This window comes from Liquorilactobacillus oeni DSM 19972 (assembly GCF_001436275.1).
Lineage (GTDB): Bacteria > Bacillota > Bacilli > Lactobacillales > Lactobacillaceae > Liquorilactobacillus > Liquorilactobacillus oeni.
Genome location: NZ_AZEH01000041.1, coordinates 1 through 21,346, shown reverse-complemented (window position 1 = coordinate 21,346; position 21,346 = coordinate 1). Strand labels below are relative to the sequence as shown.

Below are 21,346 nucleotides of genomic sequence, written 5' to 3'. Positions count from 1 at the left end.
CAGATGGATTATTTTAAGTATGATCTTGCTGGGTTGCATGAATTGCTTGTAAAGAAAGAACTCAGTGTCTCTGAATTGGTGAAGGAAACTATTGTTAATATTAAAAAAAGGGATAATGATGTTGCAGCCTTTTTAACACTGAATGAAGAAGAGGCTTTGCGGCAAGCTGAAGAACTTGATAGAAAAGGGTTCGATAAAGATAACCCGCTTTTTGGAATCCCCCTTGGAATTAAAGATAATATTGTTACTAAGAATCTGCGAACAACTGCTGCAAGCAAGATACTTGAAAATTTTGATCCGATTTATAATGCTACTGTGATGGATAAGCTCCAAGCAGCAGCAGCAATTACTATCGGAAAAACAAACATGGATGAATTTGCAATGGGCGGTTCAACTGAAAACTCTGCCTTTAAGGTTACAAAAAATGCATGGGATCAAACAAAGGTTCCTGGCGGATCATCCGGTGGATCAGCAGCAGCTGTTGCCTCTGGAGAAGTAATCGCAGCTTTAGGGACAGATACAGGCGGCTCTATTAGACAGCCAGCTTCATTTAATGGAATAGTCGGTGTAAAGCCAACATACGGCCGTGTATCGCGTTATGGCATAATTGCTTTTGCTTCCAGCTTAGATCAAGTTGGACCATTAACTCGTAGTGTGAAAGATAACGCATTGGTATTAAATGCAATTAGCGGACTTGACCCTCATGATTCAACGAGTTCCAAACAAGCTGTTCCTGATTTTACAGCTAAACTTGATGGCAATATTAAAAATATGCGGATTGCTGTTCCAAAAGAATTTATAGGTAAAGGTGTTGCTACAGAAGTTAAAGAGGCAATAAAAAAAGCAATTACAACTTTTGAAAAACTTGGTGCAGTAGTTGACGAGGTCAGCCTTCCACACAGCAAGTATGGTATTCCTGTTTACTATATTATTGCTTCTTCAGAAGCAAGTTCTAATTTGCAGCGTTTTGACGGTATTCGTTATGGTCACCGTGCACAAGATGTCAAGAATTTGGAAGACGTTTATGTTAAGTCACGTTCGGAAGGCTTTGGAGATGAAGTTAAGCGTCGCATCATGCTAGGAACATTCTCTCTTTCTGCTGGGACATATGATGCATTTTTCAAAAAAGCAGCACAAGTCAGAACACTTATCTGCCGCGACTTTGAACATGTATTTGCTGATTATGATCTGATTTTAGGACCAACAACTCCAACTCCTGCATTTGGAATAGGAGAAGATGTTAAAGATCCGATTACAATGTACTTAAATGATATTTTGACAGTTCCTGTAAACTTAGCAGGCTTGCCAGGGATGTCGTTGCCTGCTGGTTCTTCAAATGGCCTGCCGATTGGGTTGCAGCTGATCGCTAACCGTTTTGACGAAGAAACTATGTATCGTGCGGGCTATGCGTTTGAACAGGCAACAGATTTCCATAAAGAAGTACCAACGTTTGGGGGGCAAAACTAATGAATTTTGAAACGACAATTGGGTTAGAAGTTCACGTTGAAATGAAAACTAACTCCAAGGCATTCTCGCCGGCTCCTGTTCAGTATGGTGCGGCACCAAATACAAATACAAATGTTGTTGATTGGGGATATCCTGGAGTTTTGCCAACTCTTAATAAAGGGGCTTTGGAATTTGGAATGCGTGCTGCACTTGCACTGAATTGTGAAATTACTAAGGACACACATTTCGACCGTAAGAATTATTTTTATCCTGACAACCCTAAGGCTTATCAGATTACTCAAGCCCAAGAACCGATAGGTCATGACGGCTGGGTTGAAATTGAAGTTGACGGTAAGAAGAAAAAAGTTGGAATTGCAGAAATGCACGTTGAAGAAGATGCTGGAAAGAACACGCATAGTCCTGACGGCTATTCTTATGTCGATCTGAATCGTCAGGGGACACCATTAATTGAAATTGTTTCAAAGCCGGATATTTCCTCAGCAGAGGAAGCCTATGCGTATTTAGTACGTTTACGTCAGATTATCCAATTCACCGGAGTTTCGGATGTAAAGATGGAAGAAGGTTCAATGCGTGCAGATGTTAATATTTCTGTAAGGCCTATCGGTTCCGACAAGTTCGGGACAAAAACGGAAATGAAAAACCTGAATTCATTTGAACATGTACGCAAGGGCGTACAGTATGAAGCCAAGCGGCAAGAAAGACTGCTGCTTTCAGGTGGAGTTATTCAGCAGGAAACGCGTAGATTTGATGAAGCTTCCGGTCAAACAATTTTAATGCGTGTCAAGGAAGGCTCAAGTGATTATCGTTATTTCCCAGAGCCGGATATTCCGCCGCTGCATATTTCAGATGAATGGATTCAGGAAGTGAAGGCTTCTATTCCAGAAATGCCGGATAAGCGCCGTAAAAAGTATGTGGAAAAATGGAACATTCCTGAATACGATGCAGGTGTCCTTACACAAACTAAGGAAATGTCTGATTTCTTTGAAGAAACCGTTGCTCAGGGCGCACAGGCAAAGCTTGCAGCTAATTGGTTGATGGGTGAAGTTAATGCATATCTGAATACTAACAAACTCGAACTATTGGATACTAAACTAACTCCTGAGCATTTGGCGACAATGATCAAACTGATTGAAGATGGAACAATTTCTTCTAAAATTGCTAAGAAAGTCTTTAAAGAAACAATTTCAAACGGAAGTGAACCAAGAAACTGGGTTGAAGAAAAAGGCTTAGTGCAGCTTTCAGATGCTAAAGTGTTAGAACCGATTATTACTGCTGTTTTAAATGATAATCAAAAATCTATTGAAGATTATCAAAATGGTAAGGGACGTGCGATAGGCTTTCTTGTTGGCCAGATTATGAAACAAACACATGGCAAGGCCAATCCTAAAGTTGTTAACAAATTATTAATTAAAAATTTAAAAGAGAGATAACCTGGCAGTGATCTCTCATATGGTTAATGAAGAGAGTGTTTTTGTGAGAAGTTGAAGGAGAGTTAGCGATGAAAAAGCGTTGCAGGATTATTTATAATCCAACATCGGGTCGTGAAGCAATGAAAAATGACCTAGTGGATATTTTGAATATCTTGGAAAAAGCCGGATATGAGACTAGTGCTTTTCAGACCACTCCTGAATTTGAGTCGGCTCAAAATGAAGCAGCACGTGTCGCACGTGATGGTTTTGAATTGGTGATTGCGGCCGGAGGAGATGGCACGATCAATGAAGTTGTTAATGGAATCGCACCTTTTAAAAAGCGCCCCAAAATGGGAATTATTCCAGCTGGGACAACCAATGACTATGCACGTGCTTTGAAAATTCCAAGAGAAGATCCGCTTGCAGCTGCTAAGGTAATTGCCAAAGGAAAGACCATCAGCATGGATATTGGTCAAGCTGGAGAAAAATACTTTGTTAACATTGCAGGCGGAGGTTTGCTTACCGAATTGACGTACGGAGTCCCGTCTCAGTTTAAATCGCTGTTTGGATATCTGGCATATCTTGTTAAGGGAGCAGAAATGCTTCCAAGGATCAAACCAATTAAAATGCATCTTGAGTATGACCAAGGAATCTTTGATGGGAAGGCCTCGATGTTTTTTCTCGCACTAACGAATTCAATTGGTGGTTTTGAACAGATTGTACCGGATGCTTCGCTTGATGATGGTAAATTTACTTTAATTGTCGTTAAAACAAGTAATTTAGTGGAAATTCTGCAATTAATGACAATGGTTTTAAATGGAGGTCGTCATATTAATGATCCGCGTATTTTATATGTAAAAACTGCAAAGCTGGTTGCAAAACCGGTAGATGAAAAGATGATGATTAACATTGATGGAGAATACGGCGGCGATGCACCAATGACGTTTAAGAATTTGAAGCAGCATATCGAAATGTTTGCTAACACAGAAAAGATTCCGCTAACTGCGATTACATCCAGCAAGACACCAGAAGAAAAAGATGCCAGCGAGCATTTTGTTAAGGGTGTCAAACATCTTGCTGATAAAGAGCTTGGACATTAATTATTAGTTAAAGCCCTGTAAATTGCATTGAAGAAAATAAGTAGCCTGGATTTTGGAACTGGGCAAAAGCAGGCTGTGTCAAATTTATGTTTTGGCACAGCTTCTTTCTTAATTATTAAAGGAGAAATAAATGAATAAACCACCTGTAACAAAGAATCAGGAATTGACACTTAAAATCAGTGACCTGAGTTATCAAGGGATGGGTGTAGCTAAAATTGAACGCTATCCACTTTTTATTGCTAATGCGCTCCCCGAAGAAACAGTGGTAGCGCATGTCCTAAAAGCTGGGAAAAATTTTGGCTTTGCCAAAGTAAAACAAAGACTCACTGATAGTCCCCAAAGAGCCACTGGAATCGAAGAAAAATACACTCAGACAGGAATTGCACCTTTACAACATCTTAAATATGCAGCACAATTAGCGTTCAAACGTACACAGATTAAAGAACTGTTAAAGAAAGCACATATGGATGAAATTGAAGTTGCTCCAACGCTCGGAATGGAGGATCCATATCATTACCGCAATAAAGCACAAGTACCTGTCAGAATGCTGAAGGGGCAACTAGAAACAGGTTTTTTCAGGCAAAGCAGCCACAAATTGATTCCAATGGAGAATTTTTTAATTCAAGAGCAGCGAATTGACGAAGTCATAAAAAGTATTCGCGACATTGTACGCAAGTATCAGATAATTGCGTACAATGAAGACGGACATAGCGGTACATTGCGGCATATTGTAGTTAGGCGTGGGCATTATTCTCATGAAGTAATGGTGATCTTGGTTTCACGGACAAAAAGAATTCCGCAAATTGCTCAGATTACTCATGACATTTTAGCAGAGTGTCCAGATGTTGTGAGTGTTATTCAAAATATCAACCAGGAAAAAACAAACGTTATTTTAGGTACCAAAGATCGTTTGCTGGCAGGAAAAGAACAAATTACTGACAGTCTGAACGGGATTAAGTTTGCAATCTCTGCGCATTCGTTTTACCAGGTAAATTCTGTACAGACTGAAAAGCTATACCAAGAAGTTGCTAAAAGAGCTGAATTAACGGGAACTGAAACAGTTATTGATGCATATTGTGGAATTGGGACAATTTCTTTGAATTTAGCTGCCAAGGCTAAAAAAGTTTATGGCGTAGAAATTGTACCAGAAGCTATTACCGATGCACAAAAAAATGCTGAAGTAAATGGAATTAATAATGTTGAATTTAAAACTGGTTCAGCCAACGAATGGATGGCAAAGTGGTCCGAAGAAAAACTTGTACCTGACGTGGTGGTTTTTGATCCGCCACGCAAGGGATTAGATAACGAGGTTATTAAAAGTACACTTGAATTGGCACCGCAAAAAATCGTATATGTCAGTTGTAATCCAGCAACACTTGTACGTGATTTGAAGGAATTTACGAATCAAGGCTATAAAGTTAAAGAACCAATTTTACCAGTGGATCAATTTCCACAGACGGTGCATGTTGAGTCTGTAACAGTGTTGGCAAGGGCTAAATAACTTTTCAATAAGGATATATGATAAGTGGAAGGTTTTTTGATGTACAGTAAAATATTAGCAATAGTCTCAGATAAGTAATATTTGATAAACAAAGTATAAAATATTTATTAGTTTTGTTAGAGAAAAATTTCGTGTTTAAAAACATTAATTTATAGTTCAGGGGTAAGAAGTAATGTGTAGAGTTAAATTAGAAAAACTTGCTGAATGGCTGATATTGCTTGCCTGTTCAGTCCCATTATTGATAATAACAAGTTATTCATTAAAATACAGAGTGACCATCTCTACTGATTGGTTTGAAATAATAAGAACGACGAATAATGCGGGCTATATGTATATGTTATTTTTAATATTAATTTTGTGTATCGTTGGGCTGGTGCCATTTTTAAATAAGATTGATTCTAAGTCGTTTTTGTTAGGCGGTTTAATACTATTTTTAATAATGGGATTATATATAACATTTAATGCTGACACTTACCTGAGGCCCGCCGATCCTAAGTATGTTTTAGATGCGGCAAATAATATTAATAATGGTAATTATACTGATTTAGAAAAATCTGCTTATTTAGGGGAGTATCCATTTCAGTTAGGGCTTGTTAGTTTTGAAAGAGTATTGCTAAAATTTTCTACAAATATAGCCTTCTTTTATTTTATAAACTTGGTTTTTACTATGATCATTATGGTTTATTTTTGGAAAATTTCAAAAAGCATAGTTGCCAAAAATAGCGTGCAAAATATAGTCGTAATATTGTTTATTTTATTTTTGCCTCATCTTTTTAATATTTTATTTGTTTATGGTAATGTTTTGGGATATATGTTTTTAGTGCTTGCTGTTTATTTCCACTTGAAAACTTTACAGGTTGGCAATTTAAAAAATTATCTGTTAGTTATTATTTTTGGGGCCCTTGCATATATTGTAAAAAATAATTTTGAAATCGGAATAATTGCTATGATATGCGTGTATTTGACACGCTCGTTATCTAACCATAAGTTATTTTTAATGGCTATGACATTATTTTTAGTGATTCCAGTGTCTAATCAGATACTTAGTAGTTATTACACTAAAATAACACATAGTAAAATAGCCATGAACCAAGGGATACCTAAGAATTCATTTATTGTAATGGGATTGCAGGAAAGCGGTAATAAAGCAGGCTGGTATAGTTCATATACTAATAAAAATTATAAAAAATCGGGATATAATACTGCTGAAGCAAAGAAAATGGCAAAAAAAGACTTAGAAAAAAGGCTATATTTCTTTAAAACTCACCCAGAAGATTTCATTAAATTTTTAAATAAAAAGTATAGTTCAACATGGGGAGATTCAATGTATCAGTCTGTATGGATTGGACCTTTGGCTACTTGGGGTGGAAAATTAAAAACTAGGGTATTCAGAGCAATCTATGCTAAAAATGGTAATAGTAAAACGTACTACGTTCTTAGCCAGCTTTCAAGGTTAGTAAATTGGTTAATAATGAGTATGTCTATAATATTTGTAACCTTTAATGTGATTCTTAAAAAAAGAGCTATTAACAATTATGTTCTATTTGCTTTAGTATTTGCTACAGGAGGCTTTTTGTTCCATACAATCTGGGAAACTAAATCACAGTATGTATGGCAATATGTATCAATGTTAATTCCTCTTGCAAGTTTAGGAATAACCAGAACATCTGATTTCTTTTATAAAAAATTAGCGAAGAGGATAAGGGCCTGAATATATTTCATTGGTTAGAATTAACATATTTTAAGGCTAGATTACAATATTACGTATTAGGGGTGGAAAGTAACAATTTATACTTCGAGTATCTTGGGTACTTGATTTAAAAAATTCTTTGCTGATGAATAAAAATAATTAATTAACTGTAAATCATTTATGGAATTTTATAAAAGAAAAGAAGTGTACCAATAGCCGTTAAGCGAGAAAAATGACTATTGGAAGCTGTTAACTTGTAAATTTCAGATTAAAGAAGAGGGATTGGATCAAAAGTTAATCTTTGACCCAATCCCTCTTTTATTTATTAGTTGAACCAACCATTCTTTAATGCAAAAATCATTTTCCCTTTGTTACTTCAGTTTTCCCTAAATTTTCACATCTTGTAACAGGGTAAACCTGATTATCTGCCTCGTCAAACAAACTAATAGGCCTATCTTCTGAGACATCAACTCGGAGATGGTAGCCGTAAGTATCTAAAAAGAGCAGTTCCTTTTCGTCCAAATGCACTATTTTGCCAGGAAGCTCACGGTTGTCAATTAGAATATTCAATGTTTTTGTGATTTGTAAGATATGAACGCGACCGTTTATATCATCTTTAAAGTTCCATTTACCAATATAGCGGTTAGAAATATTCACAGGATCATGATGTTTCTTAAATATTGGAAAAAAGTTGAGGTGATTGCGCAACCTGAATCCCGTGTTTTTATGGTTTCGGTCCATCTTTCCGCGCTCCCCCCTCGTAGATATTGAAAAGTCTTGGACTATGATTTCAACTATAATATAACATGTTATTGTCCGATAAAGTAGCCATTAGACTGAAATTTAACACTATTATGAAACAAATGAAATGTTTTTGTGATGTAAATTACGAACAGTTTTTCCTATAATATACTGTTTAGCTTTTTTTTGATACAATGCCTATAGTGAAAAAACAAAGGAGGGTTTAGTATGTTAAAACTAGGAGTAATCGGAACAGGTTGGATTACCAAGCAATTCATAGATGCAACACAAGAAGTCGGAGGCTGGAAACTGACTAGTGTTTTTTCTCGTCGTCTTGAAAAAGCCAATGACTTTGCAAAACAATTTAAAGGTGAGGCTGTAGGATATCGTGATCTTGACACCTTTTTTCAAGAAGGAGATTTTGATGTCGTTTATATTGCTTCACCTAACAGCCTTCATTTTTCCCAAGCTCGCCAGGCTATTATGGCAGACAAACATGTAATTGTAGAAAAGCCTGCTTGCTCGAATCCAAGTGAGATGAAAGTATTAATTCGGCTTTTGCGACGAAAACATCATCTTTTTTACTTTGAAGCAGCCCGTCATTTTCATGAAGAAAATTTCAAAACAATTGCACAGCAGATCAAAAAAATGAAAACGGTACAAGGGGCTACATTGACGTATATGAAATATTCGTCGCACTATGATGATTTTTTGGCCGGTAAAGAGCCAAATGTTTTTTCACCGGTCTTTTCCGGCGGAGCTCTGCAAGACCTTGGAGTTTATCTGGTTTATGACGCAGTTGCCTGGTTTGGGGTTCCAATTAGGGCAGTATATTTTCCTCATAAGCTGCGTAACGGCATTGATGGAAAGGGGATTGCTATTTTGCAGTATCCTGGCTTTGAAGTGACGCTTAATTTTGGAAAAACGGCGAATTCATATCTGGCTAGCGAAGTTTATGGGATGGGTGAGACTATTTGGATGAATAACGCAGCTGATCTGCAAAAAGTTGAACTGATTGATAAACAAGGTAACAAAAATGACATCACAAAAGCGGTTACAACAAATCCGATGATTACAGAGGTAAAAAATTTTACTGCTGTTTTACAAAGTTCAAATTCACTTGCCAATAAGCAGCTTATGGAGGACTGGTTAGCAGTAGCTGTTCAAGTTAATAGGGTAATGTATGATTTACGCCAAAGTGCTCATATTAATTTTAGATCAGATTACGAATTTAGATAATGAAAGAGGAAAAGATGGATTTAAAATTTCAAGGTTTTTTTAAAGAAAAGGGATATACAGATCTTACTGCAATTCAGGAAGCAGTTTATCATCCTTTAAAAGAAAGAGAAAATGTTTTAGGATTAGCTCCAACAGGATCTGGTAAAACACTGGCTTATGTAATTCCACTTTTGGAAGGACTCTTGCAAGGCCAAGGAATCCAAATGATGGTAGTAGCTCCCTCACAGGAACTTGCTATCCAAATTGCTGCAGTTGTCACAGAATGGGCGTCTTTAAAGAAACTGAAAACAGTGCCTTTAATTGGCGGGGCGAATGTGAAGAGACAGTTGGAGAAACTTAAGAAAAAGCCTGAGATTATTGTAGGTACACCTGGGAGAATGTTGGAGTTGGCTGATGCTAAGAAGTTAAAGTTGCATAAATTACGCACAGCTGTTTTTGATGAAGCAGATGATTTATTAACGGAAGAAACACTGACTGCATGTCGTGCTTTGCTTAATCATGCACCTAGCAGACAAGTTCAGTTAAGCTTTTTTTCTGCAACTAATGCAGCAGTTTTTTCTGAATTGAGTCAGTTGTTTGCAGCACAAGTTAAAACTTATGATGTACGTGCAGTGGATAAGACCCAAGGAAAGGTAACACATTATCTCCTTGAGACTCCTACGAGAAAGCGAATTGAAACATTGCGCAGGCTATCTCATCTAAAAGGCTTTAGAGCTCTGGTCTTCTTTAAACAAGTAGCGGAATTAGAAGAAGCATTGGAAAAGCTACGTTACCAAAAAGTTGCAGTTGCAGCTTTGGAGGGGCAAAATAAACAGCAAGAGCGCAAAAAAGCTCTTATTGATTTAAGAAATAGCAGGATCTCTTTGTTGCTGACAACGGATGTAGCAGCGAGAGGATTGGATATAGAGCAACTGCCGGCTGTAGTCAATTATGATTTACCAGCAAATATTACAGTATACATTCACCGTGTTGGACGTACCGGTAGAATGGGTGCACAAGGAGCCGTGATTAATTTAGGTAATGAACATGCTTTGCGTAACTTTCGGCAACTGCTGAAAGCTGGAGGGTATGAAGCTTATAAAGGTGAGATCTTTAGCGGAAAGTTATTTAAGAAAGAAGACCTTGAAGAGTCAGAAAAGCTGTCTGGCGAAAATAAAAAATTGCAGAAGCATTCTCCAAAAAGATTACCGCACCGACAAATTTCAAGTCTGGATAACGCACCTGTTGAAAAAAAACGTAAGGGTCATAAAAAGCGCAGAAGAGATCAGCTTAATAAGGGAAAGCGTCACGGTTCTAGATCTAAATAAACTAAAAAATTTTTAGAAAAGCTAAGAGAACAAAGTAATGTCTTACGGGTGGAGTATTGACTTTAGGACCTTTAATTTACTATACTGGTATAGTCAGTATTTCATTTGTATTTTGCGCTTGTAGCTCAGCAGGATAGAGCGACCGCCTCCTAAGCGGTAGGTCATCGGTTCGATTCCGATCAAGCGCACTAAAAATCAGTTAAAATTTAAAATAAGAAGCCAGAATAAAATTAACATTTTGTTCCGGCTTCTTATTTTTTTTTAGACGTTAAAATCAGTTTTAGAATGGAGTTAGGATAGTGAAATTAGTAAATGCAATTAAATTTTTAGTTCTTTTTGGCTTCTAACGTTTTGAATTATAAGGTTCTTAAAAAAATATTGTGTAATGTCGAATAAGTCTATTAAGGAACCGCTAATTTCACAGATTTGTTTTTCCGTTAGTAATCAAATGTAGTACAATAATGTTAAGAAAGTTGAATTAACGAGAGGAAAGGGCACTTGAAAAAAATAAAAGTAATGACAGTTTTCGGAACACGGCCCGAAGCCATTAAAATGGCTCCGGTAGTGTTGCGCTTGAAAGAACGCGACACAGAATTTGAGACTATTACAGTTGTTACCGCGCAACACCGTGAGATGCTAGACCAAGTCTTACAGGTCTTCAAAATTCATCCTGATTACGATTTGAATATTATGAAAAATAATCAAACATTGGGAGATATCACTGCCGGTGTTTTACATCTATTGGATCACGTGCTTGAAGAAGCTAAGCCTGACATAATACTTGTACATGGAGATACGACTACGACGTTTGCTGCCAGTGTTGCTGCTTTTTATCGGCAGGTTCCAGTTGGACATGTTGAAGCTGGCCTGCGTACTTGGAATAAATATTCACCTTATCCTGAAGAAATGAACCGGCAAATGACAGATGTTTTGAGTGACTTGTACTTTGCTCCTACTCTTACAAGCCGAGAAAATTTGATAAAAGAAAATCATGCGGGGGACAAAATTTTTGTAACTGGGAACACCGCTATTGACGCACTTCACGAAACTGTTAGTGAAGATTATCAGCATGAAGTTCTTTCACATGTAGTTTCAGAACATAAAATAATTTTACTGACGATGCATCGACGTGAAAATCTCGGCGAACCAATGAAAGAAGTTTTCTTAGCAGTAAAAAGTATAGTGGAAAAGTACCGCGATGTAGAAGTAATTTACCCATTGCACCTCAATCCCAGGGTCAGGGAAGCCGCAAACCAAATTCTTGGAAAGTGTGAAAGGATTCATTTAATTGAGCCGTTGAATGTTATTGATTTTCATAATTTGTGTGCACGTTCTTACTTCATTATGACAGATTCCGGTGGAGTTCAGGAAGAGGCTCCGGCGCTTAAAAAACCGGTTTTAGTATTGCGAGATACAACTGAACGTCCAGAAGGAGTTGCTGCCGGGACTTTAAAGCTGGTGGGAACCAAAAAAATGTCAGTTACACAGTCAATGGAGCAGTTGTTGAATGACAAAAAAATTTATCAAAAAATGGCAGAAGCTAAAAATCCCTATGGTGATGGAAAAGCCAGCACGCGTATCTTAGATGCAATTTTATACTATTTTAGGCAAAGAAAGGCTAAACCGGCTGAATTCAAAAATTAGGTTCTGTTTTTAGGAGAGGATAGCTATGGAAAAGATGGAAGTTGATCGGCATGGTTTTAAGAATGAAGAGCATGTTTTTCATCGTTATTTTGCATTATACACAATTGGTCTGAGATACTACCCAGATTTATTTAATATGCTTGAAAAGCATCCGGATCCGGAAAACCCTCGTACCATCTCATCAAATATAAATTTAGTTTTTGCAATTTTACGTTATCAGGAAATGACCAAAAATTTAGTTAGTTTGCAGGCAGTAAGCCAGACTGGAAAAAATGAAGAAAATATTATAACGGAGGTTAAAGAACTGAGAAAAATTATTGATACATTGGAACATTTACAGTACGTAATTGCACATGACCCAAGTATTACCAAAAGTGCAAAGGTTATAAAAGATAGAATCTTTGATATTGACCATTTTAGAAAATGATCCTAGGTATTAATTGGTTAAGGATCAGAACGGAGAGTTTTTAAAGGGGAACAGGTTTTGAAATATAAGTGGGAGCTTATTTGTCCATCTAGTAAAACGGATGAAAGGACGCCAGTCATCGTAACGTTGCATGGCTTGGGTTCAAATTACTTGAATTTAAGAAAACTTGCGGCACTCTATCCCGTGCCTGTGATAGAGCTTCACATTGAAGGTGCTCTGGTCTATGGCAATGGATTTGCTTATTATACTCCGCAAGCTCTCAAGAAAAATGAAGCTGAAGTGATTGAAAAAACAGCAGACGCATTGTATACCGAAATTATAAGGATTTTGAAAGAAAACAATTTAATTTGCGAGTCTATGAATATTATTGGATTTAGTCAAGGGGCAATACTAGCAGCAGTATTGAGTGCCCGTTATCCAAAATTTTTCGATAATGCAGTGCTGTTGAGCGCGAGGTTACCAGATTTTCTTCGTGAGTTTGGACAAAAAAAGTTAAGTAAAGATAAAATAAAAACAGCTTGTTTTATTGCCCAAGGAGAATTCGACCCTATATTTCCCGTTGAAGAAGGAAGACGGTTACGCCAATTCTTTTCTTTATATTCCTGTGTGATGCCTGAATATCATGAATATCCTTATGGTCATAAAGTTAGTCGACAAACCTTAGAGGATATTTATAATTGGTTTTTAGATTAGGATAGAATTATCTAATTATATATGGTATCATTACGCAAGCTGAGCCATTTTTTTGTATGTTTAGAAAGAGGGTAATTATTTGAGGAAGAGGCGCCGCAAAATATTTTTCCCAATCATTATGTTATGTACTTTGATCGGGACCAGCGTCTATGCTTTCAGAGAAGTTATCTTGGGGGATAATCAGGAAGCGTTAGTTAGACAATTTAAGGGTTCATTGCACTTGACGACCAGCAATAAGGGAAAAAGAAAGGTACAAAAGAAGGTTTCGCGAATTGTCTTAGATGTTCCGCTAGTTAATCAAATGACAGAGCCAAGATTATATAATGGTTGCGAAGTGACTTCCCTAACAATGTTATTGAACTATAACAAAATAGATGTTAGTAAAAATGTTTTAGCAGATGAAATCAATACAGTTCCGTTAAATTACGATGATGGCGAGCATGGTAATCCAAACATTGGTTTTGTGGGTGATATCACTGGTAGTTCTGCGGGACTCGGAGTATATCATGGGCCCATTACTAAACTTGCCCGTAAATATTCTAAAAATGTGAAAGATATCAGTGGGCAGAATTTTAATAAAGTAATTGAACAACTGGAATTAAAACATCCGGTTTGGACAATTACTACTGTTAGCTTTGCGCGTGTTAATGATTTTCAAGATTGGCAAACTCCTCAAGGGGATATGCAAATTACTTTTTCTGAACATAGTGTCGTAATTACTGGATTTGATCGGAAAAATAATTTGATTTATATTAATAATCCTTATGGTACTAAAAACCAAGCAGTAAACTGGGATAATTTTGAAGAAGCATATAATCAAATGGGAAAACAGGCAGTGTATATCAATTCTCAAAAGTAAAAAGTAAAAGCCTCCTTGCTATTGATAGATAGGTAAGGAGGCTTTTATTGTGTTTAATAGTTTAATTGCCTGTATTAAAAAAACAGATAATTGAGTTATGCCTTTTTGCATAATCTTAATCACCTGTTGAAAATTCTTATATTGTTGTAGTAAGCTGTATTACCAGCAATAATATTTTTTAATTAATGATTGTTTTAAGTGATACTATTTTAGTACCAGCCGTTACTTAACCAATGTTGCTTAGCTGCAGACCATGAACCATAACGTGAACTTACGTAGTTCTGAGCAACACGTTCTTGATTAGCTGCTGAATAGTCGCCATTTAAGTAAGAAGCACTTAATTGGTATTTTCCAACATACTGGCCATTACGAGCACTGTAACTACCGCCAGATTCTTTAGAAGCGATCCAACTTTGTGCATCTTGGTCTGAACCAGAAACAGTGCTTACTGAAGCAGTCTGTTGTGTGGAAGCAGAGTTATTGTTTGTTTGTGCAGCAGGTGCTTGTTGCTGTGTTGTCTGTTGCGTTGAAGCAACAGGTGCCTTTTGCTGTGTTGTTTGTTGTGTGGAAGCAGCAGGTGCTTGTTGTTGTGTTGTCTGTGCTGCTTGTTGAGCTGGAGCAGCAGTTGTAGTTGTACTTGTTGCTGTACCTACTTCAATCTTTTGTCCAACAAAAATTAAATTTTCATTTTGCAGATTGTTTGCTTGTTTAATCTGTGCGACTGAAGTATTGTGCTCACGAGCTATTTCAGAAACAGTTTGTCCTGATTGGACAGTGATGGTATCAGCGTTAGCTGCCAAAGTTCCAGCTGTTAGTACGCCTGCAATTGTTGCAGCTGATAATAAAATTTTCTTAATATACATAATATATTCTTCACTCCTGTGATTTTTTGCCACGTAGCAATTTGCTACAGTACTTACGATCACCTTTGATCGAATCAACAATGCTTAGTATATAGGGCCAATATAACAAGTACATAGCAGTCAAGTTACTATTTATAGGTTTTTTGTAATATTTTCTTATTTTTGTAATATACTGTAATGTTATTTTCTTGCTAAAAATACATTGGCACTTTAAAAAAGACTATGATGTTGGGAATCAACCTTTAAAATTATTAAAAATGAAAATATGACAAAACAGCGTTAAATTTGAGTAAAAACAACCTATCTTTTTCAAAAAAACATCATATTTATTTTAAAATTGTCTTGACATGAGTATTTTTTGGACTTTTAAAGTCCAAAAATTACAAAAACTGTTTCTTTTGTAATTTTTGGAAGATGAATTTTGCCTGTTTTTTTGCGATATGGTTAGTTATTTAAGTTTATGAGGTTTTCCGGCAGTGATTTTATCCGTTGCGCTGAAAGTAGGTGTGAAATATTATATAATTAGTAGGAAATTAGTTGGAGGTGCTCAAAGTGGGCAAATTTTTTTTAGTAAATGCTGGAAGTTCATCAGTTAAGTGGCAGTTGTTTGAAGCGGAAAATGAAAGAACAATTGCAAAAGGGCTAATTGAGCGACTTAATATGCCTGATTCTTTGTTCGAAGTAAAATATGATTCAAAAAAATATCAGGAGAAATTTAAACAGCTCTCTTATGAAAAAGCTGCTGAACTGATTTTTAAAAAGTTGACTCAACTGGGAATAATTAATTCTTTGTCCGAAATTGAAGCTGTAGGTCATAGAATTGTAGCAGGCGGACAGACTTTTACGCATGCAGTAGAATTGAATTCTGAAAATTTAGCAAAGTTGGAGAACTTAAATGACTTTGCTCCTTTGCATAATCCAATGGAAGTTCGTTACGTTGGAATTATGCAAAAAGCATTGCCGCAAGTTCCTCAGTATGCAGTCTTTGATAGTCAATTCTTTACGACTCTTCCAGAAATGAATGCAATTTTCAGCATTCCTTATGAAGATACGGTTGAATTGGGAATAAGGCGATATGGTGAGCATGGTATCAGTCACTCTTATATTTCACAAAAAGCAGCAAGTCTCTTGCAACAGCCGCTTGCCACTTTAAAAATGATTACTCTTCATTTAGGAAGCGGTGCTTCAGTTGCTGCCGAAAAAGATGGTAAGGCTTTTGATACTTCAATGGGTTTTACACCGCTGACAGGGTTAACAATGGGAACTAGAGCAGGTGATATAGATCCTTCTGTTATCCAGTATCTGATGAAGAAACACCATTTTTCTTTAGAGAAAATAATGTCAATTCTGAATGAAGAATCCGGTTTGCTCGGTATTTCTGGCCTTTCACCCGATATGCGTGATCTTTTAGCAAATAAAGAACAAAAAAGAGTTCAACTAGCTATTGATATCTTTATTAACAGAATAGTTAAATATGTTGGTGCTTATTTTGCAGAACTTGGAGGATTAGACGTTCTTGTTTTTTCTGGAGGTATCGGTGAAAATAATGCGCTGTTGAGAGCAGCCATTATTGAAAAACTAGCAGGACTTGGTTTGAAAATAGACAATGAATTAAATAACAATGTTGGTGAGGGTGTTGTTTCAGCAACAGGCTCAATTGCGAAAATTATGATTGTTCCGACAAATGAAGAACTATCGATGGTTAAGCAGATTAAAGAATTGCGCAGTTAATTTACAAAATATATTATAGGAAGTAATTAAAAAATGACATCTAAAAGTTACCCCTTAAACTGATCCATTATCTAGTTTAAAAATGTGGGGTGTTAAGATGTCTTTTTTGTACTTTATAATAGAAAAAAGTTGGTGCGAAAAAATGAGGTTTCCTTATGAAGAAGGAATATGATGCGTTTTTTATACACAGCAGATTGGCATATTGGTAAGAAACTGCGCGGCTATGAACTGATAGAGAAGCAAGTGGATGTTTTTAAGTAGATCATAATGATTGAAATTGATGCGGTGCTGTTTGATAGAGCAACAACCCAATGAGTACTCAGCGGTGTGTCTGGATAAAATGATTATCGAATCCAATCTTAAACTTGAAAGGTCAGTACTTGCGATTTTAGCAGGGATCATGAATCCGCTATTAGTCCTAGCGGCCATAAATGGTATAAAGCAGCTGCCTTTTTTCTTACTACTTCAGTTTAAAGTTCCCCAGTTTTTCTTGCTGCATACTTTCGTGCATATCAAGTGAGAAACTTATTTAAAGATTCAGAAATTACTGGATTAACCTTAGCCTTTAAAAAGGTTTTAAGCGAAATGAAAAAGAATTGTAACCCTAGAGGAAAGTACATTTTAGCAGCTCATTTTTTGCAGCCGGCAGAGTCCTGAGACTGATTCAAAAATGCCTTTACAAGTGTGAGGCCCTAAATGCCCCACTCCTCTCAATTTATTTGATATGTAATTTTGGGACATCTGCGTGACAAGGATGCATTAAAAAGAAAGAATACGTTATAGCAGTTCACCTCTTAAATTTTCACTTTCAGAAGTAAATAAAAAAGGTTTGTTGGTGGTAGATATTGAAAACTTTACATGCAATACCACACCACGATTTTGTGCTGTGGGGTGCTTATCAAGAACTGACAGTACCTATGTTCTATAATAAAATTAATGCTGAAGATTTTGTGGGTGTGCAGTTGACAGATAAAATTGTAATTCCAAATGTAATCAATAATTTGCAAAAATATTATCCTGGAATCCTTAATTCGGAAAAAATCTCTCAAGTAAATGAAATTGGCGATGAAAGTTCAAGAAAATTAGAACTTGATCCGTTACCCTTTTTGCAAAACTTTTTGAAGAGATGACAGCCAAAAAAATTTCAAAAGAACAGTTTAAATGGGCTAAGGCAAGTATGGAAAGAACTAATGCAAAAAGTGAAAATGAATGAAACCCGTAAAAACAGAGATGCAAAAATTTTGCCCATATGAAAAACAAACTGTTGATTTTCCCGTTTTGAAGGAGCACCTTTATTTCTTATTACAGACAAAACAGGCAGTGAAAAACCACGATTTTTGATGTTATAAGTTATGCGTTATTTGGAAAAACTCTGTCAAGGATAGGCAGCCAGAACAAATGGGATCAAGATTTGCAAAATCTGATCAAAAAACCCGTGCCTACTTTACTTTTGAACACCAAGTGCATGCATGTGAGCAGCAGGAACGACAAATAGTTGCCAAAAAACGGAGAGCAGGGGACTGGAAAAAAGCTGGAAGCATTTCTGCGTTTCGAAGATAATGAAGAACATGAAAGATAAATTGTTAAGGTTAATGAAATTAATGTTTTCATTCAAAAATTGTTGAATTTGACTTCGGAGCAGTTTCTTGGAAACAGACAGCAATAAAAAAGAAAAACTGTTGCGTGGTTTATTCGGAACCAAAATTTTTAAGTTACGATCTGGTGATTTGGCAAAAGTTAGAAGTGTTCATATTTTATCAGGCGAAGAAAGCCTTATTGCAGCGTTATACGCTATATCTTATTTTTTTAGCAGAAGTTGTGCAGCATACCAATGGCGGAATATAGAAGCCTTATTTATTGATGAAGAATTTTTAAATGATGAGGTTACAAACAGTATTGGAATCATTGCAAACTGTTGATAACTCGAAAGGTAGTTTAATTGGAGTAATAAGCCATGTAAGCGCGTTGCGGTACCAGATTCCGGATCAGTTGCGAATCAATTTGGTTTCAAGAAGGAGCAGGGCAAGTTAAGTTGCTGACTTTGAAGTTCTAAAGTACTAAAAACGGCTGAGAATTTAATTATGGACTTTTTTTCTTAAGAAAGAGTATAATAATTCGTGAGTCTAGTTCATCACGCAGTGGTTTTAAAGGAGGATTAAATGATGGTGCAAAGCCAAGAGGATTTATTGTCAGCTGCAAACAAGCTGAAACAATACAAAATAAAGAATACCCCTCAAAGACAGGTCATCTTATCTTATTTAATGTCATCACATGCTCATCCTTCAATTGAAATGATTTTTAAGTATGTACGTGGCAATGGTTTTAGTGTAAGCTTGGCCACTGTGTATAATACTTTGCAATTACTGATTGATCATAATTTAATTATTGAAATTGCAGCTGATAGCGGTGGACATATGCGTTATGATTACATTGAAGCCCCTCATTATCACGTTATTTGTGTTAATTGTAATAAAATCGTTGATGTTTTTGACGACAGTTATAAGCAAAATGAGAAGGAAGCAGTAAAAAAAACAGGATTTCAAGTTTTTAACAGTCAGTATGAAGTTTATGGATTATGTCCCGAATGTCAGCGAAAGCTGTCTGCCTCAAAAGAGAAAAAAATGAATATTGACTTTTAGCATAAATTGCAATATATTTACTCTAGTTAATGAATAGAGCAGCAAAGTAGAAGATAGCCAATATTTACAGAAACCTGATGCGGGCTGAAAATCAGGATAAGCTATTTCTTTGAATTACACTGTTCGGTAGTTTCATTCGATTCATCTCTATATCGATGAGGAGAGCTGACTGCTTTTATAGCAGTAATTTGGGTGGTAACGCGGAATTTAATGTTCGTCCCTAGTACATATATGTACTAGGGACTTTTTTATTGAGGAGGAGATTTTTATGAATATTATAGATGAATTAAAATGGCGTGGCGCAATCAATCAAATGTCTGACGAAAAAGAACTGCATAGTTTGGTTGAGCAAAAATCAATTGGACTTTATTGTGGTGTTGATCCTACAGGTGACAGCTTGCATATTGGTCATCTGATTCCTTTTATGATGCTTAAAAGGTTCCAGATGGCGGGTCATCGTGCACATATAGTGATTGGTGGCGGTACGGGCTCTATAGGAGATCCTTCAGGTAAAAAAGCAGAACGTGTTTTGCAGAGTATGGAACAGATTCATCACAATGAAGAAAAGCTGACTGCACAGATGAAACATCTTTTTGGTAAAGATAATATTACTGTTGTAAATAACTATGACTGGCTTTCAAAAATTGATTTGCTTAGATTCCTGCGTGATTATGGTAAATTATTTAATGTAAATACAATGCTGGGAAAGGAGGTAGTTGCTAGCAGACTTGAAGTCGGTATCTCTTTTACAGAATTCACTTATCAAATATTGCAGTCGATTGATTTTTACCATCTTTTAAAGAATAACGATGTACAGTTGCAGATCGGCGGTGCAGATCAATGGGGCAACATTACTGCTGGAATCGATATGATTCATAAGCTTAGTGGATCCGATAAGAAGGTGTTTGCTCTGACAATTCCTCTAATGCTAAAAGCTGATGGAACTAAATTTGGGAAAACTGCTGGAGGAGCTATTTGGCTGGATCCTGAAAAAACAACACCTTATGAATTTTACCAATTCTGGTTGAATCAAGATGATCGGGATGTTATTAAGTACTTGAAATATTTCACTTTCTTGAGCCATGAAGAAATCAATGAGCTTGCAGAAAAGGTAAAAAGTTGCCCAGAAAAAAGAGAAGCACAACGACGTTTAGCTGAAGAGGTAACTGCTTTTGTACATGGGGAAAAAGCAGTTGAACAAGCGGAGCATATTTCACGAGCGTTGTTTTCAGGTGATGTTAAACAGTTAACTGCAACTGAAATTGAACAGGGCTTTAAAAATATGCCTACGATTGAAATTACTAATGATACTAAAAATATTATTGAATGGCTTGTTGATACAAAAATTGAAAAATCTAAAAGACAGGCTCGAGAAGATGTTACAAATGGAGCAATTTATATTAACGGCGAACGTATCCGAAATTTAGATTTCGTAATTGAACCCCAAAATAATTTCGATGGAAAGTTTGTAATTGCTCGGCGCGGCAAGAAAAAATATTATTTGGCAAAAGTAAAGTAGATAGATTTCAAAAAGGCAGGATGTATTATGAAAGGTTCCTTTGATTATTACTTTTAAAAGCCAAATATCAACTGAAATTTTAAAAATATAATTAAGACGGCAGTAAATTTTTACTGCCGTCTTAATTGCTTATACACGAATACTATTTCACAGCAGTGACCTATATTTTACTTTAAAACACTAAAAACGAAGTATAAAAGCAAAAATTGATTAAATAATTCAGGATGCTTTATTATCCATAAGTTTATTTGCAAGTACGCAAAAATATTTTTGTAATTATTTCTTGACGCACTGGGCCTTACAGGGTATAGTAGTCAATGTTGTTGGTTTTATTTATCTTTTTTATATTGAAATTATGTATTGACATTACTTATATAGCCATGTATACTTAAAAAGATAGACGGTATAGAGATAGTGGTGATGAGAGTTTGTTTTATCCGATTTATCTTTACTGACCTTCAACAAGGTAGACCTTTGAAAACTGAACAAAGTTTCGACAAATCAAATGTGCAGGGCT

General features: G+C 36.1%; 19 protein-coding genes and 1 tRNA gene. 18 read left to right on the top strand and 2 right to left on the bottom strand.

The genetic code is table 11. The annotated features are described in order from the left end of the window. Positions 1-3 precede the first annotated feature (3 nt). From gatA to FD46_RS09270, 5 genes are all read left to right on the top strand, one after another. Positions 4-1,467, top strand: coding sequence for an Asp-tRNA(Asn)/Glu-tRNA(Gln) amidotransferase subunit GatA (gene gatA, locus FD46_RS09290; RefSeq protein WP_057896904.1), 1,464 nt, complete (start codon positions 4-6; stop codon positions 1,465-1,467). Continuing rightward, positions 1,467-2,897 carry an Asp-tRNA(Asn)/Glu-tRNA(Gln) amidotransferase subunit GatB gene (gatB, locus tag FD46_RS09285; RefSeq protein ID WP_057896903.1) on the top strand — a complete coding sequence of 477 codons (1,431 nt, stop codon included), beginning with the start codon at positions 1,467-1,469 and terminating at the stop codon, positions 2,895-2,897. The genes gatA and gatB overlap by 1 nt, the downstream gene beginning before the upstream one ends. A 68-nt stretch (positions 2,898-2,965) precedes the next feature. After that, a complete protein-coding gene (locus tag FD46_RS09280) occupies positions 2,966-3,976 on the top strand; it encodes a diacylglycerol kinase (protein ID WP_057896902.1) in 1,011 nt (336 codons plus the stop codon). Positions 3,977-4,106: 130 nt separating this feature from the next. Beyond that, positions 4,107-5,477: a 23S rRNA (uracil(1939)-C(5))-methyltransferase RlmD gene (gene rlmD, locus FD46_RS09275; RefSeq protein ID WP_057896901.1), complete on the top strand. Its 1,371-nt coding sequence runs from the start codon at positions 4,107-4,109 to the stop codon at positions 5,475-5,477. Between the two features lie 172 nt (positions 5,478-5,649). Beyond that, positions 5,650-7,188, top strand: coding sequence for a glycosyltransferase family protein (locus FD46_RS09270; protein WP_057896900.1), 1,539 nt, complete (start codon positions 5,650-5,652; stop codon positions 7,186-7,188). A 336-nt stretch (positions 7,189-7,524) separates the two neighbouring features. On the opposite strand, the gene FD46_RS09265 is transcribed toward FD46_RS09270, so the two are convergent. Continuing rightward, positions 7,525-7,908, bottom strand: a complete 384-nt coding sequence (locus FD46_RS09265; RefSeq protein ID WP_057896899.1) for a DUF4828 domain-containing protein — start codon at positions 7,906-7,908, stop codon at positions 7,525-7,527. A 228-nt stretch (positions 7,909-8,136) separates the two neighbouring features. Here FD46_RS09265 and FD46_RS09260 point away from each other — a divergent pair, with 228 nt between their 5' ends. From FD46_RS09260 to FD46_RS09230, 7 genes are all read left to right on the top strand, one after another. Further along, entirely contained in the window at positions 8,137-9,147 is a 1,011-nt protein-coding gene (locus FD46_RS09260) for a Gfo/Idh/MocA family protein (protein WP_057896898.1), read from the top strand. Between the two features lie 14 nt (positions 9,148-9,161). Further along, positions 9,162-10,454 (top strand): DEAD/DEAH box helicase, encoded by a 1,293-nt coding sequence (locus FD46_RS09255; protein WP_057896897.1) that lies wholly within the window; start codon positions 9,162-9,164, stop codon positions 10,452-10,454. A gap of 114 nt (positions 10,455-10,568) precedes the next feature. Continuing rightward, positions 10,569-10,642 (top strand) — tRNA-Arg (locus FD46_RS09250). A gap of 310 nt (positions 10,643-10,952) precedes the next feature. Then, positions 10,953-12,098, top strand: a complete 1,146-nt coding sequence (gene wecB / locus FD46_RS09245; RefSeq protein WP_057896896.1) for a non-hydrolyzing UDP-N-acetylglucosamine 2-epimerase — start codon at positions 10,953-10,955, stop codon at positions 12,096-12,098. A 25-nt stretch (positions 12,099-12,123) separates the two neighbouring features. Beyond that, positions 12,124-12,525, top strand: a complete 402-nt coding sequence (locus FD46_RS09240) for a hypothetical protein (RefSeq protein ID WP_057896895.1) — start codon at positions 12,124-12,126, stop codon at positions 12,523-12,525. A gap of 57 nt (positions 12,526-12,582) precedes the next feature. Continuing rightward, positions 12,583-13,218 carry an alpha/beta hydrolase gene (locus tag FD46_RS09235; protein WP_057896894.1) on the top strand — a complete coding sequence of 212 codons (636 nt, stop codon included), beginning with the start codon at positions 12,583-12,585 and terminating at the stop codon, positions 13,216-13,218. A 79-nt stretch (positions 13,219-13,297) separates the two neighbouring features. Further along, entirely contained in the window at positions 13,298-14,077 is a 780-nt protein-coding gene (locus tag FD46_RS09230) for a C39 family peptidase (protein ID WP_420805350.1), read from the top strand. Between the two features lie 209 nt (positions 14,078-14,286). On the opposite strand, the gene apf is transcribed toward FD46_RS09230, so the two are convergent. Then, positions 14,287-14,940, bottom strand: a complete 654-nt coding sequence (gene apf / locus FD46_RS09225; protein WP_057896892.1) for an aggregation-promoting factor — start codon at positions 14,938-14,940, stop codon at positions 14,287-14,289. 552 nt (positions 14,941-15,492) lie between these two features. On the opposite strand from apf, the gene FD46_RS09220 reads away from it, so the two are divergent. The 6 genes from FD46_RS09220 to tyrS all read left to right on the top strand — a co-directional run bounded on the left by FD46_RS09220 (position 15,493) and on the right by tyrS (position 20,829). Beyond that, positions 15,493-16,671: an acetate/propionate family kinase gene (locus FD46_RS09220; protein ID WP_057896891.1), complete on the top strand. Its 1,179-nt coding sequence runs from the start codon at positions 15,493-15,495 to the stop codon at positions 16,669-16,671. 845 nt (positions 16,672-17,516) lie between these two features. After that, complete coding sequence (locus FD46_RS09210) at positions 17,517-17,801, top strand: exonuclease SbcCD subunit D C-terminal domain-containing protein (RefSeq protein ID WP_057896889.1); 285 nt, start codon at positions 17,517-17,519, stop codon at positions 17,799-17,801. Between the two features lie 268 nt (positions 17,802-18,069). After that, on the top strand, positions 18,070-18,231 hold the full coding sequence (locus FD46_RS10385; RefSeq protein ID WP_157047112.1) for a hypothetical protein: 162 nt from the start codon (positions 18,070-18,072) through the stop codon (positions 18,229-18,231). An 86-nt stretch (positions 18,232-18,317) separates the two neighbouring features. Beyond that, positions 18,318-18,590, top strand: coding sequence for a P-loop NTPase family protein (locus FD46_RS09205; protein WP_057896888.1), 273 nt, complete (start codon positions 18,318-18,320; stop codon positions 18,588-18,590). 240 nt (positions 18,591-18,830) lie between these two features. Then, positions 18,831-19,310 carry a Fur family transcriptional regulator gene (locus FD46_RS09200; protein WP_057896887.1) on the top strand — a complete coding sequence of 160 codons (480 nt, stop codon included), beginning with the start codon at positions 18,831-18,833 and terminating at the stop codon, positions 19,308-19,310. Positions 19,311-19,578: 268 nt separating this feature from the next. Then, on the top strand, positions 19,579-20,829 hold the full coding sequence (gene tyrS, locus FD46_RS09195) for a tyrosine--tRNA ligase (protein WP_057896886.1): 1,251 nt from the start codon (positions 19,579-19,581) through the stop codon (positions 20,827-20,829). Positions 20,830-21,346 lie beyond the last annotated feature (517 nt).